This window comes from Kineosporia mesophila, from assembly GCF_021129235.1.
GTDB lineage: Bacteria > Actinomycetota > Actinomycetes > Actinomycetales > Kineosporiaceae > Kineosporia > Kineosporia mesophila.
Window position 1 is genome coordinate 38,789 of the sequence record NZ_JAJOMA010000034.1, and the last position, 22,416, is coordinate 61,204.

The 22,416-nt window shown below is 69.5% G+C and carries 26 protein-coding genes; 18 read left to right on the forward strand and 8 right to left on the reverse strand.

The features are described from left to right. The first annotated feature begins 56 nt into the window (after nucleotides 1-56). The 8 genes from LR393_RS31840 (at nucleotide 57) to LR393_RS31875 (ending at nucleotide 6,445) form a co-directional block, all read left to right on the forward strand. Nucleotides 57-518, forward strand: coding sequence for an MSMEG_3727 family PQQ-associated protein (locus LR393_RS31840; RefSeq protein ID WP_231488914.1), 462 nt, complete (start codon nucleotides 57-59; stop codon nucleotides 516-518). A gap of 15 nt (nucleotides 519-533) precedes the next feature. Next, nucleotides 534-2,252, forward strand: coding sequence for a PQQ-dependent dehydrogenase, methanol/ethanol family (locus LR393_RS31845; RefSeq protein ID WP_231488915.1), 1,719 nt, complete (start codon nucleotides 534-536; stop codon nucleotides 2,250-2,252). Between the two features lie 25 nt (nucleotides 2,253-2,277). Next, nucleotides 2,278-2,373, forward strand: coding sequence for a pyrroloquinoline quinone precursor peptide PqqA (gene pqqA, locus LR393_RS31850; RefSeq protein ID WP_231488916.1), 96 nt, complete (start codon nucleotides 2,278-2,280; stop codon nucleotides 2,371-2,373). Between the two features lie 128 nt (nucleotides 2,374-2,501). After that, nucleotides 2,502-3,371, forward strand: coding sequence for a pyrroloquinoline quinone biosynthesis protein PqqB (gene pqqB / locus LR393_RS31855; RefSeq protein ID WP_231488917.1), 870 nt, complete (start codon nucleotides 2,502-2,504; stop codon nucleotides 3,369-3,371). Nucleotides 3,372-3,374: 3 nt separating this feature from the next. Continuing rightward, nucleotides 3,375-4,064, forward strand: coding sequence for a pyrroloquinoline-quinone synthase PqqC (gene pqqC, locus LR393_RS31860; protein WP_231488918.1), 690 nt, complete (start codon nucleotides 3,375-3,377; stop codon nucleotides 4,062-4,064). Next, entirely contained in the window at nucleotides 4,061-4,333 is a 273-nt protein-coding gene (pqqD, locus tag LR393_RS31865) for a pyrroloquinoline quinone biosynthesis peptide chaperone PqqD (protein ID WP_231488919.1), read from the forward strand. The genes pqqC and pqqD overlap by 4 nt, the downstream gene beginning before the upstream one ends. Before the next feature lie 10 nt (nucleotides 4,334-4,343). Continuing rightward, nucleotides 4,344-5,414, forward strand: a complete 1,071-nt coding sequence (pqqE, locus tag LR393_RS31870; protein ID WP_345718814.1) for a pyrroloquinoline quinone biosynthesis protein PqqE — start codon at nucleotides 4,344-4,346, stop codon at nucleotides 5,412-5,414. Between the two features lie 17 nt (nucleotides 5,415-5,431). After that, nucleotides 5,432-6,445: a sodium:calcium antiporter gene (locus LR393_RS31875; protein WP_231488921.1), complete on the forward strand. Its 1,014-nt coding sequence runs from the start codon at nucleotides 5,432-5,434 to the stop codon at nucleotides 6,443-6,445. Nucleotides 6,446-6,450: 5 nt separating this feature from the next. Here LR393_RS31875 and LR393_RS31880 read toward each other — a convergent pair whose 3' ends face one another. The 4 genes from LR393_RS31880 to LR393_RS31890 all read right to left on the reverse strand — a co-directional run bounded on the left by LR393_RS31880 (nucleotide 6,451) and on the right by LR393_RS31890 (nucleotide 7,933). After that, complete coding sequence (locus tag LR393_RS31880) at nucleotides 6,451-6,900, reverse strand: hypothetical protein (protein ID WP_231488922.1); 450 nt, start codon at nucleotides 6,898-6,900, stop codon at nucleotides 6,451-6,453. Between the two features lie 4 nt (nucleotides 6,901-6,904). Next, a complete protein-coding gene (locus LR393_RS31885) occupies nucleotides 6,905-7,393 on the reverse strand; it encodes a hypothetical protein (protein WP_231488923.1) in 489 nt (162 codons plus the stop codon). A gap of 64 nt (nucleotides 7,394-7,457) precedes the next feature. Further along, a complete protein-coding gene (locus LR393_RS35950; RefSeq protein ID WP_269328212.1) occupies nucleotides 7,458-7,592 on the reverse strand; it encodes a hypothetical protein in 135 nt (44 codons plus the stop codon). Then, the gene (locus LR393_RS31890) at nucleotides 7,589-7,933 is read right to left on the reverse strand and encodes a hypothetical protein (protein ID WP_231488924.1); all 345 of its coding nucleotides are present in this window, start codon (nucleotides 7,931-7,933) and stop codon (nucleotides 7,589-7,591) included. The genes LR393_RS35950 and LR393_RS31890 overlap by 4 nt, the downstream gene beginning before the upstream one ends. 143 nt (nucleotides 7,934-8,076) lie before the next feature. Here LR393_RS31890 and LR393_RS31895 point away from each other — a divergent pair, with 143 nt between their 5' ends. Continuing rightward, nucleotides 8,077-8,370, forward strand: a complete 294-nt coding sequence (locus tag LR393_RS31895) for a hypothetical protein (protein ID WP_231488925.1) — start codon at nucleotides 8,077-8,079, stop codon at nucleotides 8,368-8,370. 198 nt (nucleotides 8,371-8,568) lie between these two features. Here the strand turns inward: LR393_RS31895 and add are convergent, their stop codons facing one another. After that, nucleotides 8,569-9,489 (reverse strand): adenosine deaminase, encoded by a 921-nt coding sequence (gene add / locus LR393_RS31900; protein WP_231488926.1) that lies wholly within the window; start codon nucleotides 9,487-9,489, stop codon nucleotides 8,569-8,571. A gap of 633 nt (nucleotides 9,490-10,122) precedes the next feature. On the opposite strand from add, the gene LR393_RS31905 reads away from it, so the two are divergent. From LR393_RS31905 to LR393_RS31940, 8 genes are read left to right on the forward strand one after another with little or no spacing between them, the layout of a single operon-like run. Next, entirely contained in the window at nucleotides 10,123-11,865 is a 1,743-nt protein-coding gene (locus LR393_RS31905; RefSeq protein WP_231488927.1) for an AMP-binding protein, read from the forward strand. Continuing rightward, nucleotides 11,862-12,836: a ribonucleotide-diphosphate reductase subunit beta gene (locus LR393_RS31910; protein WP_231488928.1), complete on the forward strand. Its 975-nt coding sequence runs from the start codon at nucleotides 11,862-11,864 to the stop codon at nucleotides 12,834-12,836. The genes LR393_RS31905 and LR393_RS31910 overlap by 4 nt, the downstream gene beginning before the upstream one ends. Before the next feature lie 25 nt (nucleotides 12,837-12,861). Further along, entirely contained in the window at nucleotides 12,862-13,161 is a 300-nt protein-coding gene (locus LR393_RS31915) for a phosphopantetheine-binding protein (protein WP_231488929.1), read from the forward strand. Continuing rightward, nucleotides 13,158-14,132, forward strand: coding sequence for a hypothetical protein (locus tag LR393_RS31920; protein ID WP_231488930.1), 975 nt, complete (start codon nucleotides 13,158-13,160; stop codon nucleotides 14,130-14,132). Before LR393_RS31915 ends, LR393_RS31920 begins: the two co-directional genes overlap by 4 nt. Next, entirely contained in the window at nucleotides 14,129-15,058 is a 930-nt protein-coding gene (locus LR393_RS31925; protein ID WP_231488931.1) for a diiron oxygenase, read from the forward strand. Before LR393_RS31920 ends, LR393_RS31925 begins: the two co-directional genes overlap by 4 nt. Then, nucleotides 15,055-15,303, forward strand: a complete 249-nt coding sequence (locus LR393_RS31930) for an acyl carrier protein (RefSeq protein ID WP_231488932.1) — start codon at nucleotides 15,055-15,057, stop codon at nucleotides 15,301-15,303. Before LR393_RS31925 ends, LR393_RS31930 begins: the two co-directional genes overlap by 4 nt. Next, nucleotides 15,293-16,156 carry a class-II aminoacyl-tRNA synthetase family protein gene (locus LR393_RS31935; RefSeq protein ID WP_231488933.1) on the forward strand — a complete coding sequence of 288 codons (864 nt, stop codon included), beginning with the start codon at nucleotides 15,293-15,295 and terminating at the stop codon, nucleotides 16,154-16,156. Before LR393_RS31930 ends, LR393_RS31935 begins: the two co-directional genes overlap by 11 nt. Before the next feature lie 3 nt (nucleotides 16,157-16,159). After that, complete coding sequence (locus LR393_RS31940; RefSeq protein ID WP_231488934.1) at nucleotides 16,160-16,984, forward strand: SAM-dependent methyltransferase; 825 nt, start codon at nucleotides 16,160-16,162, stop codon at nucleotides 16,982-16,984. A 49-nt stretch (nucleotides 16,985-17,033) separates the two neighbouring features. Here LR393_RS31940 and LR393_RS31945 read toward each other — a convergent pair whose 3' ends face one another. From LR393_RS31945 to LR393_RS31955, 3 genes are all read right to left on the reverse strand, one after another. Beyond that, nucleotides 17,034-17,693 carry an SGNH/GDSL hydrolase family protein gene (locus tag LR393_RS31945; RefSeq protein WP_231488935.1) on the reverse strand — a complete coding sequence of 220 codons (660 nt, stop codon included), beginning with the start codon at nucleotides 17,691-17,693 and terminating at the stop codon, nucleotides 17,034-17,036. Continuing rightward, the gene (locus LR393_RS31950) at nucleotides 17,690-19,147 is read right to left on the reverse strand and encodes a DHA2 family efflux MFS transporter permease subunit (protein WP_231488936.1); all 1,458 of its coding nucleotides are present in this window, start codon (nucleotides 19,145-19,147) and stop codon (nucleotides 17,690-17,692) included. The genes LR393_RS31945 and LR393_RS31950 overlap by 4 nt, the downstream gene beginning before the upstream one ends. A 94-nt stretch (nucleotides 19,148-19,241) precedes the next feature. After that, a complete protein-coding gene (locus LR393_RS31955; protein WP_231488937.1) occupies nucleotides 19,242-19,838 on the reverse strand; it encodes a TetR/AcrR family transcriptional regulator in 597 nt (198 codons plus the stop codon). Nucleotides 19,839-20,119: 281 nt separating this feature from the next. On the opposite strand from LR393_RS31955, the gene ligA reads away from it, so the two are divergent. Next, the gene (gene ligA, locus LR393_RS31960) at nucleotides 20,120-22,255 is read left to right on the forward strand and encodes an NAD-dependent DNA ligase LigA (protein WP_231488938.1); all 2,136 of its coding nucleotides are present in this window, start codon (nucleotides 20,120-20,122) and stop codon (nucleotides 22,253-22,255) included. Nucleotides 22,256-22,416 lie beyond the last annotated feature (161 nt).

Below are 22,416 nucleotides of genomic sequence, written 5' to 3' on the forward strand. Positions count from 1 at the left end.
CCACGACCGATGAATTGATCACGCGGAGAGCCGACGCCGATCAGGAGTTGAGGTCGATGACGACCATGCACGAGCGGGACACGCTGCTGGAGAACCTGGGGCTGGACGGCCAGAACAAGGCAGCGCTGGGAAAAGTACTCAACACCGGGAACATCGCGCAGGCCGCCGAGGACGAGGACGGCCGGATGAGCGCGACGATCCGGATCAATCGCGACGAGATCTGCTGGGATCCCTCCATTCTGGTGCTGCCGCACGGTGGCGACCTGGATCTTGAGATCATCAACGACGACCAGAACACGCACTGCGCGCTGCTTCCGAGCAACGGCGACAGGAAGTTCATCTGGCTGGTGAACCATTCGAAGGGCCGGGCCAGCCTGAACCTCGACGGGCCGGGCTACTACTGGTACAGCTCCCCCTCCGGCAACGACGAGGGCCGCGGGCTGACCGGTGTGATCGTCGTGCTCGGTGACGTACCGCCCGAGGCCCGCCTCGACCGCCCCGACCAGCCCCGGCCGTAGGGAAGGAAAACTCCCATGACGACTTCGGACTACATCGACGCCGGTGAGGCCATCGAGCAGGGCCGTCTGAGCGGCAAGGTCGCGGGCGGTGAGGTCGCCCCACCGGTGACGGAGAACCTCACCTACGAGCGCATTCTCGACGCCCGGAACGAGCCGGAGAACTGGCTCACCTACTACGGCACCTACGACGGGCAGCGGTACAGCTCGCTCGATCAGATCAACACCGGGAACGTGCAACGCATCGGGCCCGCCTGGATCTTCCAGGCCGGGGTCAGCGGCATCATCGCCGGCACCTCGACCTACTCGTTCGAGGCCACCCCCATCGTGGTCGACGGCGTCATGTTCCTGTCCGGCTGGGACGGCTGGGTGTGGGCCCTGAACGCCAGGACCGGTCAGGAGATCTGGCGGTACAAGCACGCCGTGCCCTTCGACGTGTCGCTGTGCTGCGGCAACGTCAACCGCGGGGTGGCCGTGGCTCAGGGCAAGGTCTTCTTCGTGACGGCCAACGCCCACGTGATCGCCCTGGACGCCGCCACCGGCCGCCGGGTGTGGGACCGGACCTACGGAGACGTCCGGGCCGGTGAGAGCGGCACCCTGGCCCCGATCGTGGTGAAGAACCTGGTGATCGTGGGTAGTTCCGGCGGGGAGTTCGGGGTGCGCGGTCACCTCGACGCCTTCGACCTGGACAGCGGCGAGCACCAGTGGCGCTGCTACATGGTGCCCAAGCCCGGGGAACCGGGGTCGCAGAGCTGGCCCGCCGACGGCGAGGCCTGGACCCGGGGCGGCGGCAACTGCTGGCTGACCGGCACTTTCGACCCGGAGACGAACCTGCTCTACTGGGGCACCGGAAACCCCGCGCCGGACTTCGACGGTGCCGTGCGCGAGGGTGACAACCTCTACACCGACAGCATCGTCGCGGTGGACGTGGACGCCGGGCAGATCCGCTGGCACTACCAGTGCACCCCGCACGACGTGTGGGACTACGACAGCATGAGTGAGTGCATCCTGTTCGACCGGGACGGCCGGAAACTGCTGGCCCACTTCGACAAGAACGGGTACCTGTTCGTGCTCGACCGCACCACCGGGGAGCGGGTCTCGATCACGCCGTTCGTCGACCGGATCACCTGGGGCGCCATCACCCGCGACGGTCAGGTGACCCCGAAGATCTACCCGCAGGACGAGGGGGTCCCGGTGCACTTCTACCCCGGCCCGGCCGGGGCCAAGGAGTGGACGCACGCGGCCTACAGCCCGAAGACGGAGCTGTTCTACGTGCCGGTCCAGGATGTCGGGGCCACCGCCGCCCGGCGGCGCCGGGAGTTCAAGGAAGGCATCCCCTACTGGGGCGCCGGGGTCTCCGTCGACATCGACGAGGCCGTCGGATACATCAGCGCCTTCGACGCCGACGGCGAGGAGAAGTGGCGCTGGCGCAACGAACTGCCGATGTGCGCGTCCGTGCTCGCGACCGGTGGTGACCTGGTGTTCGCCGGTGAGCCCTCGGGCGAGTTCAACGCCTACGACGCCCGCACCGGCGAGCTGCTGTGGCAGTTCCAGTGCGGCAGCGGCCATCACAGCAGCCCGGTGACCTATCTGGTGGACGGCCGCCAGTACATCGCCGTGCCGGTCGGCTGGGGCGGCTGGGCCGAGGGATTCCTGCCCGGCATGCTCGGCGCGGGCCACGGCAGCGCGCTGATCGTGTTCGCCCTGCCCGAGGAGACCCCCTCCCGGGGCCTCTGACATCGTCCGGAAAGGAGGTACCCCGATGGAACCGCAGCTCATCGCCTGGGAAACACCCGTGTTCGACGAGATCGCCGTCGCCCCCGAAGTGACCATGTACATCGCCCAGCTGGACGACTAGCAGACGCCGCGCACGTCGTCCGTCCACTTCGCTCGTGATCATGCGGTCCCCAGCCTTCGGCCGGGAGACTGCATGATCACGGGGAGAAGGTGGCTGCGATCAGCGGCAGAGGAGGGGAGGGCCTTCGCATGTTCGTCCGGGTTCTCGGGTCGGCGGCCGGGGGTGGTTCACCGCAGTGGAACTGCGGCTGTCGCGTCTGCTCGGCCGTACGGGCCGGCGCCGCTCCCCCGCGCAGCCAGTCGTCCGTCGTGGTGAGCACCGACCGCGAACGGTGGTTCCTGATCAACGCGAGCCCGGACGTCCGTACGCAGTTCGACGCCTTCACCGATCTGCACCCGCGCCGGGGTCGGGAGACACCGCTGGCCGGAGTTCTTCTCACCGACGCCGAACTCGACCACACGCTGGGGCTGCTCCAGCTGCGGGAGGCGTCGTCGGTACAGCTGTTCACCACCCCGGCCATCCACAAGACGCTGCGCGACGGTTCCGGGCTGCTGCGCCTGCTGGAACGGTACTGCCCGGTCGAATGGCAGGAGGTTTTGCCCGGCACCGAGATGTCCCTGGCCGGAGGGCTGTGTGCCCGGGCGTTCGACGTGCCCACCACGAAACGCGACCGGTTCCGCACCGGTCTGGAGCACGGCCGGGTGGTGGGGTACCGGATGGTCCACGCCGGCCGGACGCTGGTGTACCTGCCCGGGGTGCAGTCGCTCACACCGGCCCTGCTGTCCGTGATCGGCGACTGCGACTGTCTCCTGATCGACGGGACCTGCTGGAGCGACGACGAACTGGTGCGGCTCGGCCTGGGCAGCAAGACCTCGCGGCAGATGGGCCACCTTCCCGTCGCCGAGAGCCTGCCGCTGCTGGGCGACCGGGGCGGACGGACGATCTACGTGCACATGAACAACACCAACCCGATCCTGCTGACCGACTCCCCACAGCGACGTCGTGTGGAGGCCGGCGGCCTGGAGGTGGCGGTGGACGGTCTTGAGCTGGAGGTGTAGGTCATGACGGCGACAATCGGTACCGAAGATCTGGTCACACGTCTGCGGGCGCACTCGCGCAGTTACCACGACCAGCACCCGTTCCACGTGCGGATGAACGCGGGCACGCTGAGTCCGGAACAGATCCGCGGCTGGGTGGCCAATCGCTTCTACTACCAGGAGAACATCCCGCTCAAGGACGCCGCGATCCTGTCCCGCTGCCCCGATCCCGCCGTGCGCCGGCGCTGGATCCGCCGCATCACCGATCACGACGGCACAGCTCCCGGGCAGGGCGGGATCGAGGCCTGGCTGCGCCTGGGCGAGGCGGCCGGGCTGAGCCGCGAGGAGATCCTCGACCACCGGCACCTGGTGCCCGGCGTGCGGTTCGCGGTGGACGCGTACGTCACCTTCGCGCGGACGCGTCCGTGGGTGGAGTCGGTGGCGTCGTCGCTCACCGAACTGTTCGCCCCCGACCTGATGGCCGAGCGACTCCTCGCCTTCGAGCGGTACTACGGCTGGATCGAGCCCTCCGGCCTGGCCTACTTCCGCGACCGTCTGCACCAGGCTCCCCGCGACAGTGAACACGCGCTGGAAGTGGTCACCACACACTGTCTCTCGGAGCAGGACCAGAGCGCGGCGGTGGATGCCCTGTCGTTCAAGTGCGACGTGCTGTGGAGCATGATGGACGCCATCGACCGGGCCTTCACCGCATGATTCCCGGCAGCGACCGGCCTCGGCTGGCCCGTCACGTGCGGCTGGTCTGGTCGCCGGCCCGGCAGCAGCACGTGCTGCAGCTGCCGGAGACGGTGGTGGTGCTGAACCCCACGGGTGCGGCCGTTCTCGGCCTGTGTGACGGCCGGACGACGGTCGGGGCGATCGTCGACGAGCTGGCCACCCGCTACCGGGACGTGCCCGGCGACGAGGTCCGGCTCTTCCTGAAGAGCCTGGTGGCGCGGCGTTGTGTGGAGATGGCCGATGACTGACGACCCGATGGTGGACGCGCCGTTCGGCCTGCTCGCGGAGCTCACCTACCGGTGTCCGCTGGCCTGCGCCTACTGCTCCAACCCGCTGAACCTGGACGATTACACCGAGGAGCTCGGCCCGGCCGACTGGATCCGGGTGCTGACGCAGGCCCGGGATCTGGGGGTACTGCAGTGCCACCTGTCCGGCGGGGAGCCCCTGCTGCGCCGTGACCTGCCCGAGATCGTCGCGGCCGCGCACGGTCTGGGTCTGTACACCAACCTCGTCACCAGTGCGGTCGGGTTCGGCCGCCGCAAGGCCGAGCAGCTGCGCGCCGCCGGACTGGACCACGTGCAGGTCAGCATCCAGGCCGACGCCCCGGCCCTGTCCGACCGGATCGCCGGCCTGCGGTCGTTCGACCGCAAGATCGACGCCATGCGCCTGGTCAAGGAGCTCGGCTGGCCCCTGACCGTGAACGTGGTGCTGCACCGGCAGAACATCGACCGGATCGCCGAGGTGCTCGAGCTCGCGCAGGAGGCCGGCGCCGACCGGGTGGAACTGGCCAACACCCAGTACTACGGCTGGGCCTGGCGCAACCGCGACGCGCTGCTGCCCAGCCGTGAGCAGCTGGCGCAGGCCGAGCTGGTGGTCCGGGAAGCGCGCGAGCGGTTACCGATGGACGTCCTCTACGTGATCCCCGACTACTACAGCCGCTACCCGAAACCCTGTATGGGCGGCTGGGCGTCGCGTCAGCTGACCGTCACCCCGAACGGCGACGTACTGCCCTGCCCGGCGGCCCAGTCGCTGCCGTTGCCCCGGGCCAGCGTGCGCGAGGCGTCGCTCGCGCAGATCTGGGCGGACTCCCCGGTGATGAACGCCTTCCGGGGCACCTCCTGGATGCCCGACCCCTGCCACAGCTGTGAACGCCGGGAGATCGACTTCGGCGGGTGCCGATGCCAGGCCTTCCAGCTCACCGGCGACGCGGCGCGCACCGACCCGGTGTGCCACCTCTCGCCCGACCACGCCCTGGTGACCGACGCCGTGCGGGCGGCGAACCCGGGAGCCCCGGCCGGGAACCTCGTCCCCCGTCCCCATCGGGCCTGACCAGCGGGAGCGCAGACATGACGTCCATCCTGATCTTCGTGGTCGGTGCGGCCCTGCTGGTCTACTGCGCGGAGAAACTCGTCACCCACCTCGTCGGCACCGCGGCCGCGCTGCACATCTCGGTGTTCCTGCTGGCGATCGTGTTCACCGGCATCGAGTTCGACGACGTCGCGCTCGGGGTGGCCCTGAACCTCGAGGACCTCGGCGGCGTGGCGCTGGGAACAGTCTTCGGGACTGCGATCTCGATGACCGGCATCGTGCTGGCGCTGGCCGCGATCGTCAGCCCGGTGCGGGTGGACATCCCCCGCGACTACGTCGTGCTGTTCGCCGTCTCGCCCCTGCTCATGATCCCGTTCGTGCTGACCGGCCCGCTGACCACCGTGCACGGCGTGATCCTAGTGCTGCTGTTCGTCGCGTTCATCGGCTACGTCGCCTCCCGTGAGCTGCGCAGCACCACGCCGGTGTTCCGGAACGCCGAGGTCCTGGAACGGGTCGGTGCGGCTGGTTCTGCGGTGCCGCCGGTGCCGGCCATCGCGCCCTTCACTGAGGGGCGGCCACCCTCCCGCCGGGTCGCCCCCGCCCTGACCGTGCTGGCCCTGGCCGGGCTGGTGGTGGCGGCCGCGGTCACCAGCGAGGGGATCGAGGGCATCCTCGACGACTTCTCCATCGAGGGAACCCTGTTCGGCGCCACGATCGCCACCCTGGTGCTGTCGCTGGAAGACCTGTTCCTCACCGTCGGCCCGAACCGTCGCGGCGCCCCCGAGATCGGCATCGGGAACGTCATCGGCAGCGTGGTCTTCGGCGTCACCGCCAAGCTCGGCATCATCCTGCTGACCGGCCACGACATCGCGGTCGGCGACGACGTGCTGACCTGGCACCTGCCGGTCCTGACCGTGATGACCGGGCTGTCGGCCTACTTCATCTCGACCGGCCGGCTACGACGGTGGCACGGGGTGCTCCTGCTGACCCTGTACATCGCCTACTGGGCCATCAGCTTCGGGGTGCTCGGACAGGCTCCGGTGGGCGACTGACCGGGTCAGGCCGGGAAACGACGCAGGAAGGCCGCGCCGATACGGGCGTTGCGCTCGACCTGTATCCACACGGGCAAGAACAGCAGGGTCATGAACGCGGCGAAAATACCCGCCCATAGCCACCGGTTGACGAGGAAGTTGCCCCACCACGCCACCACCATGGCTGCCTGAACAACCACCAGGGCGCGAGTGGATCGTAGAGCCATGGCGTTCAGGCGCAGCTCGACCAGATGTTGTTCGGTCAGATCAACATTGTCGGGGTGTTCGAGAACATCCACCATGATGTTCTTCTGGGCCACACCTTTCGGCCGGTCCGGGGAAATGCCCGCAGCCCGACGTTTCTCGGCCTGGTCCATCAAATCCCGGTAGATCCGGACCACCGCGATCACCATCGCCACCAGACAGCCGGCGACCAGTACCAGCCCGCACCCGTCCAGGATCCCGATCTCGTCCATCGTCTCAGGCGACCGGTCCGCGATCGCCAGTCGTTTCGTCCCCCACCGGCTCTTTCTCGGGATACCGGCGCAGGAAGGCGTCGGCGGGTCGGGCGTTGCGCTCGGTCAGGACGATGAAGGCAATCGAAAACAGGGTGAAGGCAAGGGCGAACGGGCCCCACCACCAGAAGGGCGCCTTGACCAGGAACCCCCACTGACCGAGGGTCATGCCCACGCTCGTCAGCTCTAGCCATCGCTGGGATCGCAGCCACCGGGCGTACAACCGCAACCGAATCATCTGCTCACGGGGGCGGGGGCCGTGCTCGAGGGCCTCAAGAAGCTTTTGTCTTTGCTGGAAGTGGCCCGGCATGCTCTCGGGCAGACCTGCTTCCCGGCGCAATCTGCCCACCCGGACGGCGCTCAGGACCCCCAGAGCACCACCGACCACGGCCAGGGCGAAACCCACGACATTCAGGCCCAACGCCAGCCGGTCCAGATTGCCCCAATCGTCCATGGACACACTTCACCGCCGGATCCGCCCGGTCGCAACCCGAGCGATCAAGGAACCCCGGCCGGACTCAGGCGACGGGACCCCGGTCGCCGGCCACCTCGTCCCCCACCGGCTCCCCCTCCGGATACCGGCGCAGGAATTCTTCGGCGATCCGGGCGTTGCGCTCGGTGAAGACGAGGAGGGGCAGGTAGATGACGGTCACCAGGCCGGCGACGCAGATCTGCCAGACGCTGGGCCTCTCCAGGAACCCATCAGGACTCCCGTCTGGAGCGGCAGCATCCACCGGCGCGACCGCAGGGCGAAGGCGTACAGCCACAACTCCGGCAGCCGATCGGGCGCGGCCCAGTTGGCCAGGGCTTCCCGCAGGGCTTTGGCCTGCCCGAAGTCGGTGGGCACCTTCGAGGTGGCGAGATCGGCCAGCCGGCGCCTGCTGCTCTCGCGCTGGATGCTTCTCAGCACCGCCACCACCCCGCCGAAGATCAGCGGGAGGCTGAGCAGGGTCAGGATGAATCCGGTGGGGTCCGCTATGCCTCTTTCGTCCACACCACACCTTGATCGTTCGCGGGTCCCCGCGCAACCTCGGCCCGGACAGACATCGGCAATCCGATCGTCCGGGCGGCCGTTCCGGGCAGAATGCCCGGCGTAGGGGGAAGATCCACGGAGGGAGGAACACGGATGGACGCGTTGTGCTACCGGGCGGCGAAAGTCGCCGCTGGCTGCGGGAGACGCCACTGGAGGCGACCCCGGCGCCGGAGGGACGCACCCGGATCACACCGCTGCTGCGCCGATGGGCCCCGCTGCCCGACCGCCTGGTGCCGACGCCCGCGGTGGTGACGAACGAGCAGCTCAGTGAACAGTTCGGCGAGATCACGCGGCCCGACGAGCTGAACGAAATCGTGCTGTCGGTGATCGGCCTGGGCACACAGCCCATCACCCGGCCCGAGTTCCACGTGCCGGACAGCACCTCGCAGATCACCTAATCCCCCGTAGAACTCGTTAGCCTGTAACGCTTTCCGCCGGAACTCGACGGCACCGGGCAGCGGCTGGCCGTGATCTCGCTGGGTGGGACGTGCCGGTCGGCTACACCGGAGCATAGGCGACGCGGCCGGGCTGGGACCCGAACCCCGGCCCGGGGTCACCGCACGGCGAAGCGCTGCCGGCGGCGTTGCCGCATCGGATCAGCTGAACCGGGCCCGCCGGGCGTCCTGGCGGATCCGGGCGATCTGCTCTGGATCCAGTCCGACATCGTTTGTGGCGCGTTCAAATTCGCCGGACAGGGTGATCGCCGACGCGCGCGGGTCGTCGGTGGCCAGGGCCACCGGCACGCCGGCGGCGAGCAGAGCGTGCACCGGGTGCCCCCGGTAACTGCGGGCCACACCGGTGTGCAGGTTGCTCGTCAGGGCCACCTCCAGCGTAATACCTTTCCCGGCCAGGTGTTCCATCAGCTGAGGGTCCTCGGCGGAGCGCACCCCGTGCCCGATCCGTTCCGCCCCGAGGTGCCGGACCGCCTCCCACACGCTGGCCGGTCCGGCTCCCTCACCCGCATGGACGGTGACGTGGAGCCCGGCGTCGCGGGCACGGGCGAAGGCCGGCACGAACTCCCGGGCCGGCACGCCCGCCTCGTTGCCCGCGAGATCGACGGCACAGAACGTCTCCCGCCGGCTCAGGAGCGTTTCGACCTGATCCAGGCCGCGTTCCGGGCCCAGGTCACGCAGGAGGATGCCGATCAGGCCCACCTCGACGCGATGCTCCGTCTTGATCCCGTCGGCGACGGCATCGATGACGGCCTCGGGGGCCAGGCCGGTCTCCTGACTGATGAACCACGGGCTGAAACGCAGTTCCAGATAATCCAGACCGTCGGCGGCGGCGTCGTCGACCGCCTCGCGGGCGGCCCGGTTCCAGTCGTCGGGACCGGGGAAGGCCGAGGCCGCCACGTCAACCTTGGTGAGGAACGGCACCAGGCCGCCCAGCGGGCCCCGGGCGACGAGCAGGTCTTCGGGATCGGGCACCAGAGCCAGCGGGTGCCCGTCCCGGTGGGCGAGTTCGAGGATCGTCGAGACCCGCAGCGAACCCTCGAGGTGCCGGTGCAGGTCGATCATGCCGCCACCACCGCAGTGAAGTCCTCCGCGACCGGCGAGGCCACCCACCGAAGATCGGGATGGGCGTGACGGGACAGCAAGGAATCAGGTAGCACGAAGAACAGCCTTTCGACAGGAAACGACCATGACAGTGAGGCGAACGGATTCGCCTACTGGTAGAAGTCCTGCCGGAACGAGTGGTCCCCGAAGACGACAGCACTGCGCACCTCGTGCGCGACTGATGTCTGGATCACGGCGCGACTTTAGCGCATGCCTCCTGGTACCAGCGCCGACAGTTCGCGGAATCATCACGAAAACGGGCATTCCCCCCAATAGTTACTCTGATGTAGCATCGGGCTGGATCGATGGGGTGAGCGGTCGATCAGCACTGCCACCGGCAGACCACCGCGTGGCAGTGGCAGTGACGCGCGGGTCCAGTATCTGCGCCGCTGCCGACAATGGGGACGCACCATCAATTCCAGGGGGCCGTCAATGCTGACGTACGACCGGATATTCATTTCCGCTCATCCGAGCTGAATTTCTCACTTACCTAAGACATCTCACGTTCGCCTGTCCGACAGCACTTTTCGCTGCCCGGAAGCGTCGTCCTGCCTGCACACCGTGAAAGATCTTCTTCGGGAAGGAATCCGACGGGTGCCAGAAACCTTCACCACAGCAGATCCACCGACTGCCGACGAGCCACTGCTGCGGTGGCTCACCCAGGCCTCCGGCGACGCCGGCCTGCACGTGGCCACCCCGACCTCCGGCTGGAACTACACCTCCTACCGCGACCTGGCCGTCCGGGTGAAGGTCTTCGCCGCGGGCCTGCAGGCGCAGGACCTGCGCCACGGCGACGTGGTGACCCTCATGGTCAGCGAGTCGGAGCAGTTCGTCGTCTCCTTCTTCGGCTGTCTGCTGGCCGGCGTCACCCCCTCGACCGTCATGCCCCGGGGGCTGTTCCGCAAGGCCGACGGCTACATCTCGCACGTCTCCGGCATCCTCACCGCCGCCGACCCGGCCCTCGTAGTGGCCGGGGAAGAGTCGCAAGCGTATGCCGAGGAGGCTGTCAAGGTCTCCGGACTGCCCTCTCCCGTCGTCACTTTCACGGCCGTCCGGGAGTCCGGTGCGCAGGGGCCACCGGTCCGGGTGCCGGACGACCGCCCGCCCGGGCGCACGGCGCTGCTGCAGTTCACCTCCGGATCCAGCGGCGACCCCAAGGGCGTGCGGGTGAGCTGGGGCGCGCTCACGGCGAACGTCGGTGCCATCCGGGACTGGCTGGGCCTGACGCCGCAGGACCGATTCGCCGGGTGGCTGCCGTTGTTCCACGACATGGGGCTGATCGGCCAGATGCTGACGAGCATCACCAGCGGCGTGGACACCTGGATCCTCAGCCCGGAGCAGTTCATCCGCAATCCCGGGCGCTGGGTGGAGTGCTTCGGGAAGTACGGCGCGACCATCACCACCTCGCCGAGTTTCGGCTACTCCTATGCCGCCCGCCGGGTCTCCCCCGACGACCTGGCCGGCTACGACTTCTCCCGCTGGCGCATCGCGATCCTCGGCGCCGAGCGCATCGACCCGGTCGGGGTCAACGACTTCACCCGGCTGGCCGCGCCCTTCGGCTTCGACCCGCACGCGCTGGTGGGTGCCTACGGCCTGGCCGAGGCGACCCTGGCCGTCACCGGGGCCCGGCCGGCCGACGGCTCACCCCTGGCGACGGCGCACAGCACCGTGGTCGAACCCGGGTCACCGGTCGGGGCGCGGCGCGACGGGCTGCTCGGGCGCGACCGCGGGACCGGTGAGCACCTGGTGGGCTGCGGCCGCCCGCTCTCCGGCCTGGTGGTGCGGGTGCTCGACGACGAGGGCGCGGAGGTGCCCGACGGGGCCCTGGGCGAGATCACCATCAGCGGTACTTCGCTGGCGGACGGCTACGTGCTGGGCGACCGCCGCCGGATCGACTTCGACCCCGCCGGTCACCGCACCGGTGATGCCGGTTTCCTGCTCGACGGGGATCTTTTCGTGGTCGGACGGATCGGCGACGGCATCAAGGTACGCGGCGCGATGGTGTTCGCCGAAGACCTGGAGGCCGAGCTGGAGCGGGTCTCGGGGACCCGGGCCGGCCAGGTCGCGGTGCTGCTGGGCCGCTCCGGCGGTTGCGACCGGGCTGTGGTGCTGATCGAGAGTTCTTCCCCGGAACGATGGAACGACCGGATCGGCACGATCGTCTCCACCGTGCGCGCCCGCACCAGCCCGGAGTTCGACTGCCCGGTGTACGCCGGCCGCTCCGGGGCCATTGCCCGCACCTCGAGCGGAAAGCCGCGCCGGCGCGTGCTGTGGCGTGACTATCTGGCCGGTGGCCTCACCGACTGGCAGCTCGCGACCCAGGAAGGCCGGTCATGACCGCTACGAACGAGACGGCGCCCGTCGTCGGTCTCCTCGATGTCGAGGACACGCCCGCGGCCCGGGACAGCCGTCTGCCTGAACCCCGCGCCCTGTACAACCAGTGGGAGAAGCAGCAGTGGGCGATCGCGCAGGTGAACGTGCGACGCGACCACGAGCAGTGGGAGACGCTCCGGCCGTTCGCCCGCCAGGAACTGCTGGGCGCGCTCAACGAGCTGGAGACCGGTGAGGTCTTCGTCAGCCGCACCCTCAGCACCCTGGTCGGTTTCGCCCCCTCCGACCCCGACCGCCTGTTCCTCAGCACCCAGGTCGCCGACGAGGCCCGGCACGCCCAGTTCTTCCAGGACTACCGGCTGGAGGCCGTGGGTCTGGAGGATGCCGCCGACGATGACGACTCGGCCTACGCCCAGCTGTTCGAGCCGACGCTGCGAACGAGCCTGGAGCAGGTGGCGGCCACGGGTGGGGACGTGGGCTGGTGGCACACGGCGGTGGTCGAGTATCACCTCGTCACCGAGGGCATCCTGGCCGCCGCCGCGCTGCACCTGACCCGGCGCATCGCCCGTCGGTTCAGCCTGCCCGCACTGGAAGAAGGGCTGGGCAATGTGATCCGCGACGAGTCGCGGCATTTCACCTACGGTCTGGCCGTCACCCGGCAGGCCGCCGAGGGTCCGCTACGCGACCGGATCACGCAGGTGTACCTGAACGGCGTCGAGGCCTCGGCCCGGATCATGGTGAACCCGCAGCGCAAGAGCGCGGCGCCGGTCCTGCGCCCGGCCCTGCTGCAACGGGCCGCCCTGCTCAGTACCCAGTGGGATCTCACCCGCACCCGGGCCCTACGTCAGCTGCGCCTGATGGGTCTTCCGGAACTACGGGAGGACGCCGAGAAGATCTGGGACCGCACCCTGGAGACCGCACTGTCGGAGTACGCGGACGTCTGGGGCACACCGCACCCGGTCGCCGCCGCCCGCTGAACCGCCCTACCCACAGGAGACAGACATGGCTCAGAACACCGAGATCGGCGAGAACACCACCTCATCCGCGGACATCGGCGCCCGGGTGCGGGACGTCGTGGGCAGTCTGGTGCCCGGCGGGCGGCGCGAGGTCGAGACCGGCGACCAGCTGACCGACCTGGGTTTCGACTCGCTCGGCACGCTGGAACTGGCGATGGCGCTGGAGACCGAGTTCGACCTCGCGGAGGTGCCGGAGGGGCAGGCCGTGGAGATGGCCACGGTCGGCGACATCGAGAGGCTGGTCAGCTCCCTGGTCGGCCCGACGGCAGCGCCGGGCCCGGAGTGACGGCTGAACGCGAGGCCTGGCTGACCGCCCTCTCCCGGCTCTACCCGGTACCCGACGGCTACCGGGTGCCGCTGCTGGACGAGGACGCGGCCCAGGACGTGCTGCGCTGCGGCCCGGAGGTCTTCGCCGACCTGGTCGCCGCCGGCCTGCCCCACGACGGGGGCCGGTTCGACCGTAACGACCTCACCAACCTCGCCCTCGACGCCGGGACCGGGCGCTCCCGCCCCGAGCGGGCCGTCCGTTACGCCCTGCGCTGGATGCGGGAAGACCCCAGCACCTGGGAAACCCCGATGCAGTGGTCGTTCTCGATCGAGATGTCAGCACCGGACGAGGTGGCGGGGTCGTGGTCGCACACCCGGTTCCTGCCCGAGCTGAACGGCGGGCTGCTGGAGAACTGGGAGAGCTCGTCCGCGGTGCGGATCACGCCCACGCACTTCGAGTTCGACGGGCCCGGCCCGGTGACGTTCTCGGGCAGCATCAGCACCGCCGGCAAGGTGCGGGGCCTGGTCTCCCCGCACCTGCGCAAGATCACCGAGGAGTTCCTCGACCGCGGGTACCGCTGGGTCCGGCTGCCGGAAGACTGCCAGCACGACTACGCACCGATTCTGGACGCGGGGGTCGCCCCGTGCGTCGCGGCGTCCACCTACCTGCGGAAAGAGTTCCAGGCGGCCGGTTACGAGGCCCGCACCCGGGGCGGGTGGATCCTCGGCATGCTCGACCTGGCGCACTCCTGGGTCGAGGTGGTGGACGACGACGGGGTCACCAAACCCGTCGACGCGGTCTTCGAGCGGCTCTCGAACCTCGCCGAGCACCCGCATCCCGGTATCCCCGCGGCCTGCGTGGGGTCGCGCATCAACCGGATGCTGCCGGGCGCGATCGGCGCCGGGGCCCCCGAGTCGCTGCACCACACAGCCGGCGGCGTGCGCCCGGCGACCACCCGCACCGTGATCAGAAGGGTAGGAGCCAGATGACCGCCACCTACGCCAGCGTCCGGGAACGGCTCGATCAGGACCCCGGGTTCCGCGACGTGCTCAAGCGCCTGGTGGATCTGTCGGAGCGGGACTACTACAACCCGTACCGGGAGTTCCAGTGGCCCGACAGCCTGCCGGAGCAGCGCTGGTGGATGACGCCGGAGATGATGGTCGAGCACGGCACGGCCGTCGGCGCCACCCTGAGTGAGCAGCAGCTGCAGACCATCTCGCGCTGGGAGAGCATCAACTTCTACAGCCTCAACGTGCACGGCATCCGCGAGCTGCTGCACGAGATCATCGCGCGGATCCACACCACCGATTTCGTGGCGCCCTCGGCGTACTTCCACCACATCATCGGCGAGGAGAACGAGCACATGTGGTTCTTCGCCGAGTTCTGCCTGCGGTACGGCGGCAAGATCTACCCCTCCCGGGCCATGAGCCTGGCCGGGCCGGGGGTGGCCGAGGCCGACCACTTCCTGGTCTTCTCCCGGCTGCTGATCTTCGAGGAGCTGGTGGACGTGTTCAACCAGCGGATGGGCCAGGACGAGCGCCTCGACCCGACGATCCGCAAGGTCAACGAGGTGCACCACCGGGACGAGTCGCGCCACATCGCGTTCGGGCGGCAGATCGTCGCGATGCTCTGGTCGGACCTGCGCGACCGTATCGACCAGAGTCAGCAGGCCGTGCTGGAGGCCTACATCAAGCGCTACATGATCGCCTCGATCGACAGCCTGGTCGACCCGCTCATCTACAAGGACGCGGGGATCCCCGACCCCTACGAGGTGCGCCGTCAGGTGCTGGCCGACCCGTCCCACCCGGCCTACGTGGAGCGGATCCTCAAGCGCAGCATCTCGTTCATGACCAACACCGGTGTGTTCACCTCGCCGCTGTTCGAGGAGCCGCGCCGGGCCGGGGCGGCCTCGTGAGCAACGGTTTCGACGTCGTCGCCGAGAACCTGCGCACGCGCTACCAGAAGGTGCAGGGCAACGGCGAGCAGATCCCGCCGGGCTACGACCTGATCGAGAACCGGGTGCTCGACTCGCTCGGGTTCGTCGAGTTCATCCTGCTGCTCGAGGAGCACTCGGGCCGGGAGATCTCGATCGACTCGGTGAGCCGGGAGGACTTCCGGACCGTCGAGTCGATCAGGAAGAGGTTCTTCGATGGCGTCTGAAACCCTGCTGACGGGAACCGGTGTCACCGGCGACGGCCGGGCCACCCTCGGCCCGGCCGCGATCGGGCTGCTGGGCCGCCTGGACCGGACCTTCGCCGGGTGGGGTCTGGAGGCGGGGGCACAGGAGTACCGCTTCCCGCCCCTGCTCACCGTCGGCGACCTGGCGAAGATGGACTACTTCGACAACTTCCCGCACCTGGCCTCACCCGTCTCCGCGCTGAACCGCACGCTGATGAGTGACGCCGGGCTCGCCGAGGGCACGGTCGCGGACGGTGCGGTGGTGGCGTCGGCTCTCGTCGACGCCGAGTACGTTCTGCCCTCGGCTGCCTGCTACGGCGCCTACTTCGACCTGGCCGACTCCGCGGTCGAGGGCGGGAACCGGGCGATCACCACGGTGGCCACGTGTTTCCGGCGGGAAGACCACTACGAGGGCCTGCGGCGGCTGTTCGGTTTCACCATGCGGGAGGTCATTCTCGTCGGTGACCGCGACACCGTGCTGGAGCACCTGGGTGCGTTCAGGACGCGGATCGCGGCGTTCCTGGAACAGCTGGGCCTGCCGCACCATGTCGACGTGGCGACCGACCCGTTCTTCGATCCGAACGGCGCCAAGAGCCAGATGCAGAAGCTCTTCCCGACCAAGGAGGAGTTCCTGTACGACGGCACGCTGGCCATCGCGTCGGTGAACTTCCACCGCAACTTCTTCGGTGACCGGTACCGGATCCGGCTGCCGGACGGCTCGCCGGCCTTCACCGGCTGTGTGGCCTTCGGCCTGGAGCGCTGGATCAGCGCCCTGGGCCGGCAGTACCCCGACCTCGCCTCCGTCGACCAGCGACTCACCACTTCTGGAGCGTGACCCATGACGTCATCGACACAACCCGAACCGGGCTGGGTGGTGGAGGGCGCGGACCTGTCCCGCCCCAGCATCGCGCGGATGTACGACTACCTGATGGGTGGTGACCGCCACGTCGAGGAGGACCGCGACGTGGCGCACGCCGCCCGCAACGCCGCCCCGATGATCCGGCTGACCATCTGGGAGAACCGCAAGCTCATCAAACGGGTGGTGCGCGAGCTGGTCGCGGGCGGGGTCACGCAGATCCTCGACATCGGTTCCGGCATCCCGGCCCGGGCGTCCGTGCACGAGGTGGCCCACGCCGTCAACCCGGACGTGAAGGTGGTCTACGCCGACATCGACCCGGTGGCGGCGGCCCGGGGCCGCGAGCTGCTCGCGGACCTGCCGCACTGCGGATCGTTCCAGGGCGACCTGACCAAGCCGCAGGAGATTCTCCAGCACCCGGACGTGATCTCGCGGCTCGATCTCTCGCAGCCGGTGGCGCTGTTCTTCTTCAACGTGCTGCACTTCCTCGACCGGGATGAGGTGACCGCCGCGCTGGAGGTCTACCGCGACGCGCTGGCGCCCGGCAGCCACCTGGCCATCAGCCACGGAACCAGCGAGCTGGACGGCCGGGGGCAGGCGATCGGAAAGGTCTACGCCGGCGCCTACGGTCACCTGGACTACCGCACGAAAGACCAGCTGGCCCTGCTGTTCGGCGATTTCGGGCTGCTGGAACCCGGGATCGTGCTGCTGCCGGACTGGCGGCCGGAACCCTCACCGCTGAGCAGCCGGCTGGGTGCGCGGGGCGCTCCGGTGAACTGTTACGCGGGGGTCGCGGTCAAGCCCTGAAAGCAGGCCCGTACGGTCCGGCTCCGGGAACCGGACCGTACGGGATTTTTCAGTTCTGCTCGCTCAGCCGGACCACTGTGGCGGACGCGACCACCGCGTGGCCCCGGGTGGTGAGGTGCTGGAAGTCGCTGGCGTACACGTCGTCCTGGGCCGCTGCGGGGTGGGTGCCGAAGTCGATGTGGAGGGTGCCGTTGCGTTCGGCGACGCCGCCCACGATCGCGTAGAGCTCGTCGAGCTGGGCCTTCAGCGACGGCTTGAACTCGTCGGGCAGCAGCCCGGAGCGGGTGATGTCGAACAGGCCCATGGTGACCACCGTCGCGCCGCTCTCGCGCAACGGCCCGACGATCTGGTCGAGCTCGGCGGCGACCCCGTCGAACGAGCCGCGCAGCAGGTCGTTCCCGCCGCACAGCACCACGGCCAGGTCGGGCTCGAACTCCAGCGCCGGTTTCACCTGCTTGGCCCGCACCTCGCGGGCGAGAAGGCCCTTCTGGCCCAAGTTCTTGGCCTGCAGATCGGGCTGGGACAGCAGCAGGCTCTCGCTCAGCCAGTCGAACCACGACTTGTCCGGGTACCCCTCGACCACCTCCCGGATGCCCGCGGCGTGGCTGTCACCGAGCACCGCCAGACGCTTCCAGGGGGCCTTGGCGAGCAGGTCGCCGGCGCGGGTCAGGTCCTGGGTGTAGAGGTCCTGTGCGATGTTGTCGCTCAACGGACGGTCCCTTCGGTGGCTGGCGTCGCCTCGCTGCGAGGCGCCGGAGCGGGTACGTACTTCGGGAAGTGGAATCCGGCGCTGGCCGCAGCCGCCGCGAGTGCGCACAGGCCGCAGACCAGGTAGACGAGCTGATAGCCGGACAGGCCCGGCTCGGCGGCGATGACGGCCGTCATGGCGGCGATGCCGAGGGCGCCGCCGACCTGGCGGCAGGCGATGTTCATGCCGGTGGCGCTGGCGAACTTGACCGGGCTGGCCGACATCACCGCGGCCACCGAGAGGCTCCACGACATCAGGCCGATGCCGAAGCCGATGACAAAGCTCAGCGGCAGCCAGAAGGTGGTGAAGTGCGGGTTCTCGGGCAGGAAGACCCAGCAGAACACCCCGACCGCGAAGATCGTCAACGACCCGACGACCGAGATGACGCGCGGCCCCACCCGTTCCCCGACCCGCGAGGCGATGATCGCCGTCACCGAGGCGACCAGGGCGCCCGGGCTCATGGCGAGACCGGCCTTCAGCGTGGAGTAGTGCCACTGTTCGGTCAGGACCAGCACGCCGACCAGCAGCCAGGTGAACAGGGCCGCGCCGTAGACCATCGCGGCGAGGTTGGCGCGCAGGAAGGTGCGGTTGCGCCACAGCGTGGTCTCGACCACGGGGACGGCGTGCCGGGTGGAGCGCAGCAGCACGAGGGCGACCAGGACCGGTCCGAGCCCCAGGGCCAGGAGGGTGGAAGGGCTGCTCCAGCCCCACTCCTCGCCCTTGGTGGCGCCCAGGACGGTCAGGCCGACGCCGAGCACCAGGATCACGGTGCCGATCGGGTCGGGCACTCGCCCGCCCCGCAGGCCGGTGCCGATCCGGCGCAGGCCGGCGACGAACAGGACGATGCCGATCGGCACGTTGATGAGGAAGAGCGAGCGCCAGCCCACCCATTCGACCAGGACGCCGCCCAGGCCCGGGCCGATGGCCGCGGCCAGGGCGCCGGCGGCGCTCCACAGGCCGATGGTCTTCGTGCGCTGGGAGGAGGGGGTGTCGGTGAGCACCACGGCGAGCGAGGCCGGCACCATCGCCGCCGCGCCGATGGCCTGCAGGCCGCGGCCCACGACCAGCACGTCGAGGTTCGGCGCGAGGGCGCACAGCAGCGACATCACGGTGAACACCGCGACGCCGGAACAGAACAGGGCCCGCCTGCCGATCACGTCGGAAAACCGGCCGGCCGGTGCGAGCAGGGCGGCGAACACGATGGCGTACAGCGTGATCACCCAGGAGATGCCGCTCAGGGTGCCGGCGGGGGTGTCCCCGGGAAAGTCACCGGCGAGCGAGGGGACGGCGAGGTTCGCGACCGTCGAGTCGAGCATGGCCAGGAATGTGGCACCGGCGGCGAGCAGTCCCGTGGTGCGGGAGCCCGTTGCTCGGGAGCCGGCTGTTCGGGCTGTTCGGGACCCTGTGGTGGACACCAATCGCACCTTCCCCCGGAAATAGCGAACGGTCGTTTGCCAACCCGAACTTATCCGGACGCCACCCGTGCGTCAACGAATCGGGCGAAACCGCTCACAGACCCGCGGTCTCGCGCAGCAGCCGGATCGTGCGGTCGCGGGTGTCGGCGTCGTCCAGCTGCACGGCCTGGTTCAGGGACAGGCCCAGGGCGATCAGCAGGGCGGCCGTGTCGGGCACGTCGTGGGGCAGCCGGTGGCCCGCCGCCACCGCCTCGGACAGCTGGGCCCGCAGGAAGTGGCGCCACTGCCGGGCCGCCTCGACCATGTGGTCACGCAGCGGCCCGGACTGCCCGTCCAGCTCGAAAGAGGCACTGGTGAGAAGGCATCCGCCGCGGAACGGGCTGTTGACCAGGTAGTCGGTCCAGCCCTCGACGATCACCCGCAGACGCTGCTCCCCCGGGCCCAGGTGCAGGACCAGGGCCGGGTCGATGACCCGCTCGCGCAGCGCGGCCACCCCGAGGTCGAACGCGGCCAGGAGCAGGGCCTCACGGGTGCGGAAGGGCCCGACGACGCCGGCCTTGCTCATGTTCAGGGTGGTGGCGATACCTCCCAGGGAGATGCCACCGGCGCCGTGCACGGACATCTGCTGCACGGTCTCGGCGAGAATCGCACGGCGGGTCTGCTCGGCTTCGGCCGCTGAACTACGGGGCATGACCATCATCTTAGCGTTCGGTCGTTCGGTCGTTCGCTTCCCGTCTTCCCGTCTTCCCGCCGGCCAGGAGGTCCTCGCTCATGTGTACACATGGCACACCTGGTACACCTTCAACGGCCGGATCGTTGTCCCCCCGCTCGTGCGCACCGGGAGGCCGCCGGGTCCTGATCAAGACTGTCGGTGGGCGGCGCTACGTTCTGGGATGTGAATCAGGACCCCCGCTGCCTGCGCGCCGGCCATACTGCTGCTCTCCTTCCCTCCGCCCTGCCCGGGAAGTCCCGATGAGCCAGATCACGGCGGGCCGGGTGCTGTCGCGCGAGGCGTACGAGCAGGCGATCGGGACCGCCCGGGCCGCGTCGAGCCTCTACTACGGCACCGGTGAGGCGGCCGACGCCGCGCTCGACGAGGCCGCCGAGGTGACGGTGCTCGACGATGCCACCTACGACCAGCTGGTGCGCGACATCGCGGTCACCGAGACCGAGCACCCCGACTGGCGGGTGGAGGCCTCGCCGACCCAGGTGGTGGGCGGTGACGCCGGCGACGTGGAGCATTCCGCGCCCATGCTCAGCCTCGACAACGTGTTCTCGGCCGACGAGCTGGCCGAGTGGCACGCGAGCCTGGGCAAGCGGCTGGGCCGGGCCCCGCGCTACGTGGTGGAGCCCAAGCTCGACGGCCTGGCCCTGGCCGCCCGCTACCAGCAGGGGTCGCTGGTGCAGCTGATCACCCGGGGTGACGGTGTGCACGGCGAAGACGTCACCTTCGCGGCCGCGGCCATCGCCGGGCTGCCCCAGCAGCTCGCCCAGCCGCTGACCCTGGAGGTGCGTGGTGAGGTGATGCTGACCGACGGGCAGTTCACCGCGGCGAACGAGCTGCGCCTGGCCAACGGCGACAAACCGTTCGTGAACCCGCGCAACGGGGTGGCCGGCGCCCTGCGGGGCTCGAAAGACCGCACCTACGTCATCCCCATGACGTTCTTCGCCTACCAGGTGCTGGCGCTGTTCGGCACCCCCGCCGGCGCGGGACCGAATGCGGACAGCGACTATTCAGCCGCCATCGCACTGCTGGGCGAGCTCGGGGTCTCCACCGCCGCGACCTCGCCCGCGCAGATCGCGGTGGTCGACACGATCGAGGCCGCGCAGGAGTACATCGACTCGCTGCTGGCCCGGCGCGCCGATCTTGGTTTCGGCATCGACGGGGCCGTGATCAAGGCCGACTCCCCCGCCGACCGGGAGCAGGCCGGATCCTCGTCCCGGGCGCCGCGGTGGGGCATCGCGTTCAAGTTCCCGGCCGACTCCCGGCTGACCACGCTGGAAGAGGTCATCTGGCAGCTCGGCCGCACCGGGGTGATCACGCCCCGGGCCCGGGTGAAACCGGTTTTCGTGGGCGGCACCACGGTCACCTACGCGACTCTGCACAACCCGAACGACCTGGCCCGGCAGGGCCTGATGATCGGTGACACGGTGATGGTGCTGCGGGCGGGTGAGGTCATCCCGCGCATCGAGGGGGCCGTCGTCTCGGCCCGCACCGGGGCCGAGATCCCGATCGAGGCACCGCAGATGTGCCCGAACTGTGGCAGCGAGATCGACCGTTCACAGGAACGGTGGCGCTGCACGCGGGGCCGTAAGTGCGCTCTGCCGCAGTCCATCCGCTACGCGGTGGCCCGTGACTGCTGGGACATCGAGTCGGTCGGCGAGAAGCTCGTGCGCCAGCTCGTCGACAACGGCCTGGTGACCGACGTCGCCGACGTGTTCACCCTGACCGAGGAGCAGTTGCTGACCCTCGAGCGGATGGGGAAGACCAGTGCCGCGAAGGTGCTCGCCGAGGTCGAGAAGGCCAAGACCCAGCCGCTGGCCCGCACACTGACCGCGCTGGGGGTGCGCGGCACCGGCCGCTCGATGAGCCGCCGCATCGCGCGGTACTTCGCCACGATGGACGCGATCCAGTCCGCCGACGCCGCGGCCTTCGAAGAGGTCGACGGGATCGGGCCGGAGAGGGCACCGGTCATCGTGGAGGAACTGATCGAGCTCGCCCCGGTGATCGCGAAGCTGCGGGAGGCCGGGGTCTCGATGACCGAGCCGGGTGCCACCGGGCGGGTCGTGGCCGACGAGAATGAGGCCGGCGAAGGTGGGGAGGCCGGGGAAGCCGGGCCTTCGCTGCCTCTCACCGCCGAGAGCGGTAAGCCAATGAGCGTCGTGGTGACCGGCAAGATGACCGGGCCCCTGGCCGAGCTGTCCCGCAACGAGATGAACGAGCTGATCGAGCGGGCCGGGGGCAAGTCCAGCGGTTCGGTCTCGAAGAACACCGGCCTGCTGGTCGCAGCCGAGGAGGGCTCCAGCAAGTACACGAAGGCCCAGACTCTCGGCGTGCCGATCGAGAGCCCCGAGCAGTTCGCCGAGCGACTGGAGGGGTTCTTGTAACGGTTGTTTGGCGAGTCGGGCCGGTCAGGACTGGCTGGGACTGGCTGGGACTGGCTGGGACTGGCTGGGACTGGCTGGGACTGGCTGGGACTGGCTGGGACTGGCTGGGGCTGGCTGGTTTGGGCTCGACCGAAACCGGCTGGCTTGGGCTCGACCGAAAC

Bases quoted from the DNA above. Each gene is read 5' to 3' on its own strand.
- LR393_RS31845 (WP_231488915.1), top strand. From the start codon at position 534: ATGACGACTTCGGACTACATCGACGCCGGTGAGGCCATCGAGCAGGGC.
- LR393_RS31935 (WP_231488933.1), top strand. From the start codon at position 15,293: ATGGCGTCTGAAACCCTGCTGACGGGAACCGGTGTCACCGGCGACGGC.
- pqqA (WP_231488916.1), top strand. From the start codon at position 2,278: ATGGAACCGCAGCTCATCGCCTGGGAAACACCCGTGTTCGACGAGATC.
- LR393_RS31940 (WP_231488934.1), top strand. From the start codon at position 16,160: ATGACGTCATCGACACAACCCGAACCGGGCTGGGTGGTGGAGGGCGCG.
- pqqB (WP_231488917.1), top strand. From the start codon at position 2,502: ATGTTCGTCCGGGTTCTCGGGTCGGCGGCCGGGGGTGGTTCACCGCAG.
- LR393_RS31910 (WP_231488928.1), top strand. From the start codon at position 11,862: ATGACCGCTACGAACGAGACGGCGCCCGTCGTCGGTCTCCTCGATGTC.
- LR393_RS31955 (WP_231488937.1), bottom strand. From the start codon at position 19,838: ATGCCCCGTAGTTCAGCGGCCGAAGCCGAGCAGACCCGCCGTGCGATT.
- LR393_RS31885 (WP_231488923.1), bottom strand. From the start codon at position 7,393: ATGGACGATTGGGGCAATCTGGACCGGCTGGCGTTGGGCCTGAATGTC.
- ligA (WP_231488938.1), top strand. From the start codon at position 20,120: ATGAGCCAGATCACGGCGGGCCGGGTGCTGTCGCGCGAGGCGTACGAG.
- LR393_RS31875 (WP_231488921.1), top strand. From the start codon at position 5,432: ATGACGTCCATCCTGATCTTCGTGGTCGGTGCGGCCCTGCTGGTCTAC.
- add (WP_231488926.1), bottom strand. From the start codon at position 9,489: ATGATCGACCTGCACCGGCACCTCGAGGGTTCGCTGCGGGTCTCGACG.
- LR393_RS31840 (WP_231488914.1), top strand. From the start codon at position 57: ATGACGACCATGCACGAGCGGGACACGCTGCTGGAGAACCTGGGGCTG.
- pqqC (WP_231488918.1), top strand. From the start codon at position 3,375: ATGACGGCGACAATCGGTACCGAAGATCTGGTCACACGTCTGCGGGCG.
- pqqD (WP_231488919.1), top strand. From the start codon at position 4,061: ATGATTCCCGGCAGCGACCGGCCTCGGCTGGCCCGTCACGTGCGGCTG.
- LR393_RS31880 (WP_231488922.1), bottom strand. From the start codon at position 6,900: ATGGACGAGATCGGGATCCTGGACGGGTGCGGGCTGGTACTGGTCGCC.
- LR393_RS31915 (WP_231488929.1), top strand. From the start codon at position 12,862: ATGGCTCAGAACACCGAGATCGGCGAGAACACCACCTCATCCGCGGAC.
- LR393_RS31925 (WP_231488931.1), top strand. From the start codon at position 14,129: ATGACCGCCACCTACGCCAGCGTCCGGGAACGGCTCGATCAGGACCCC.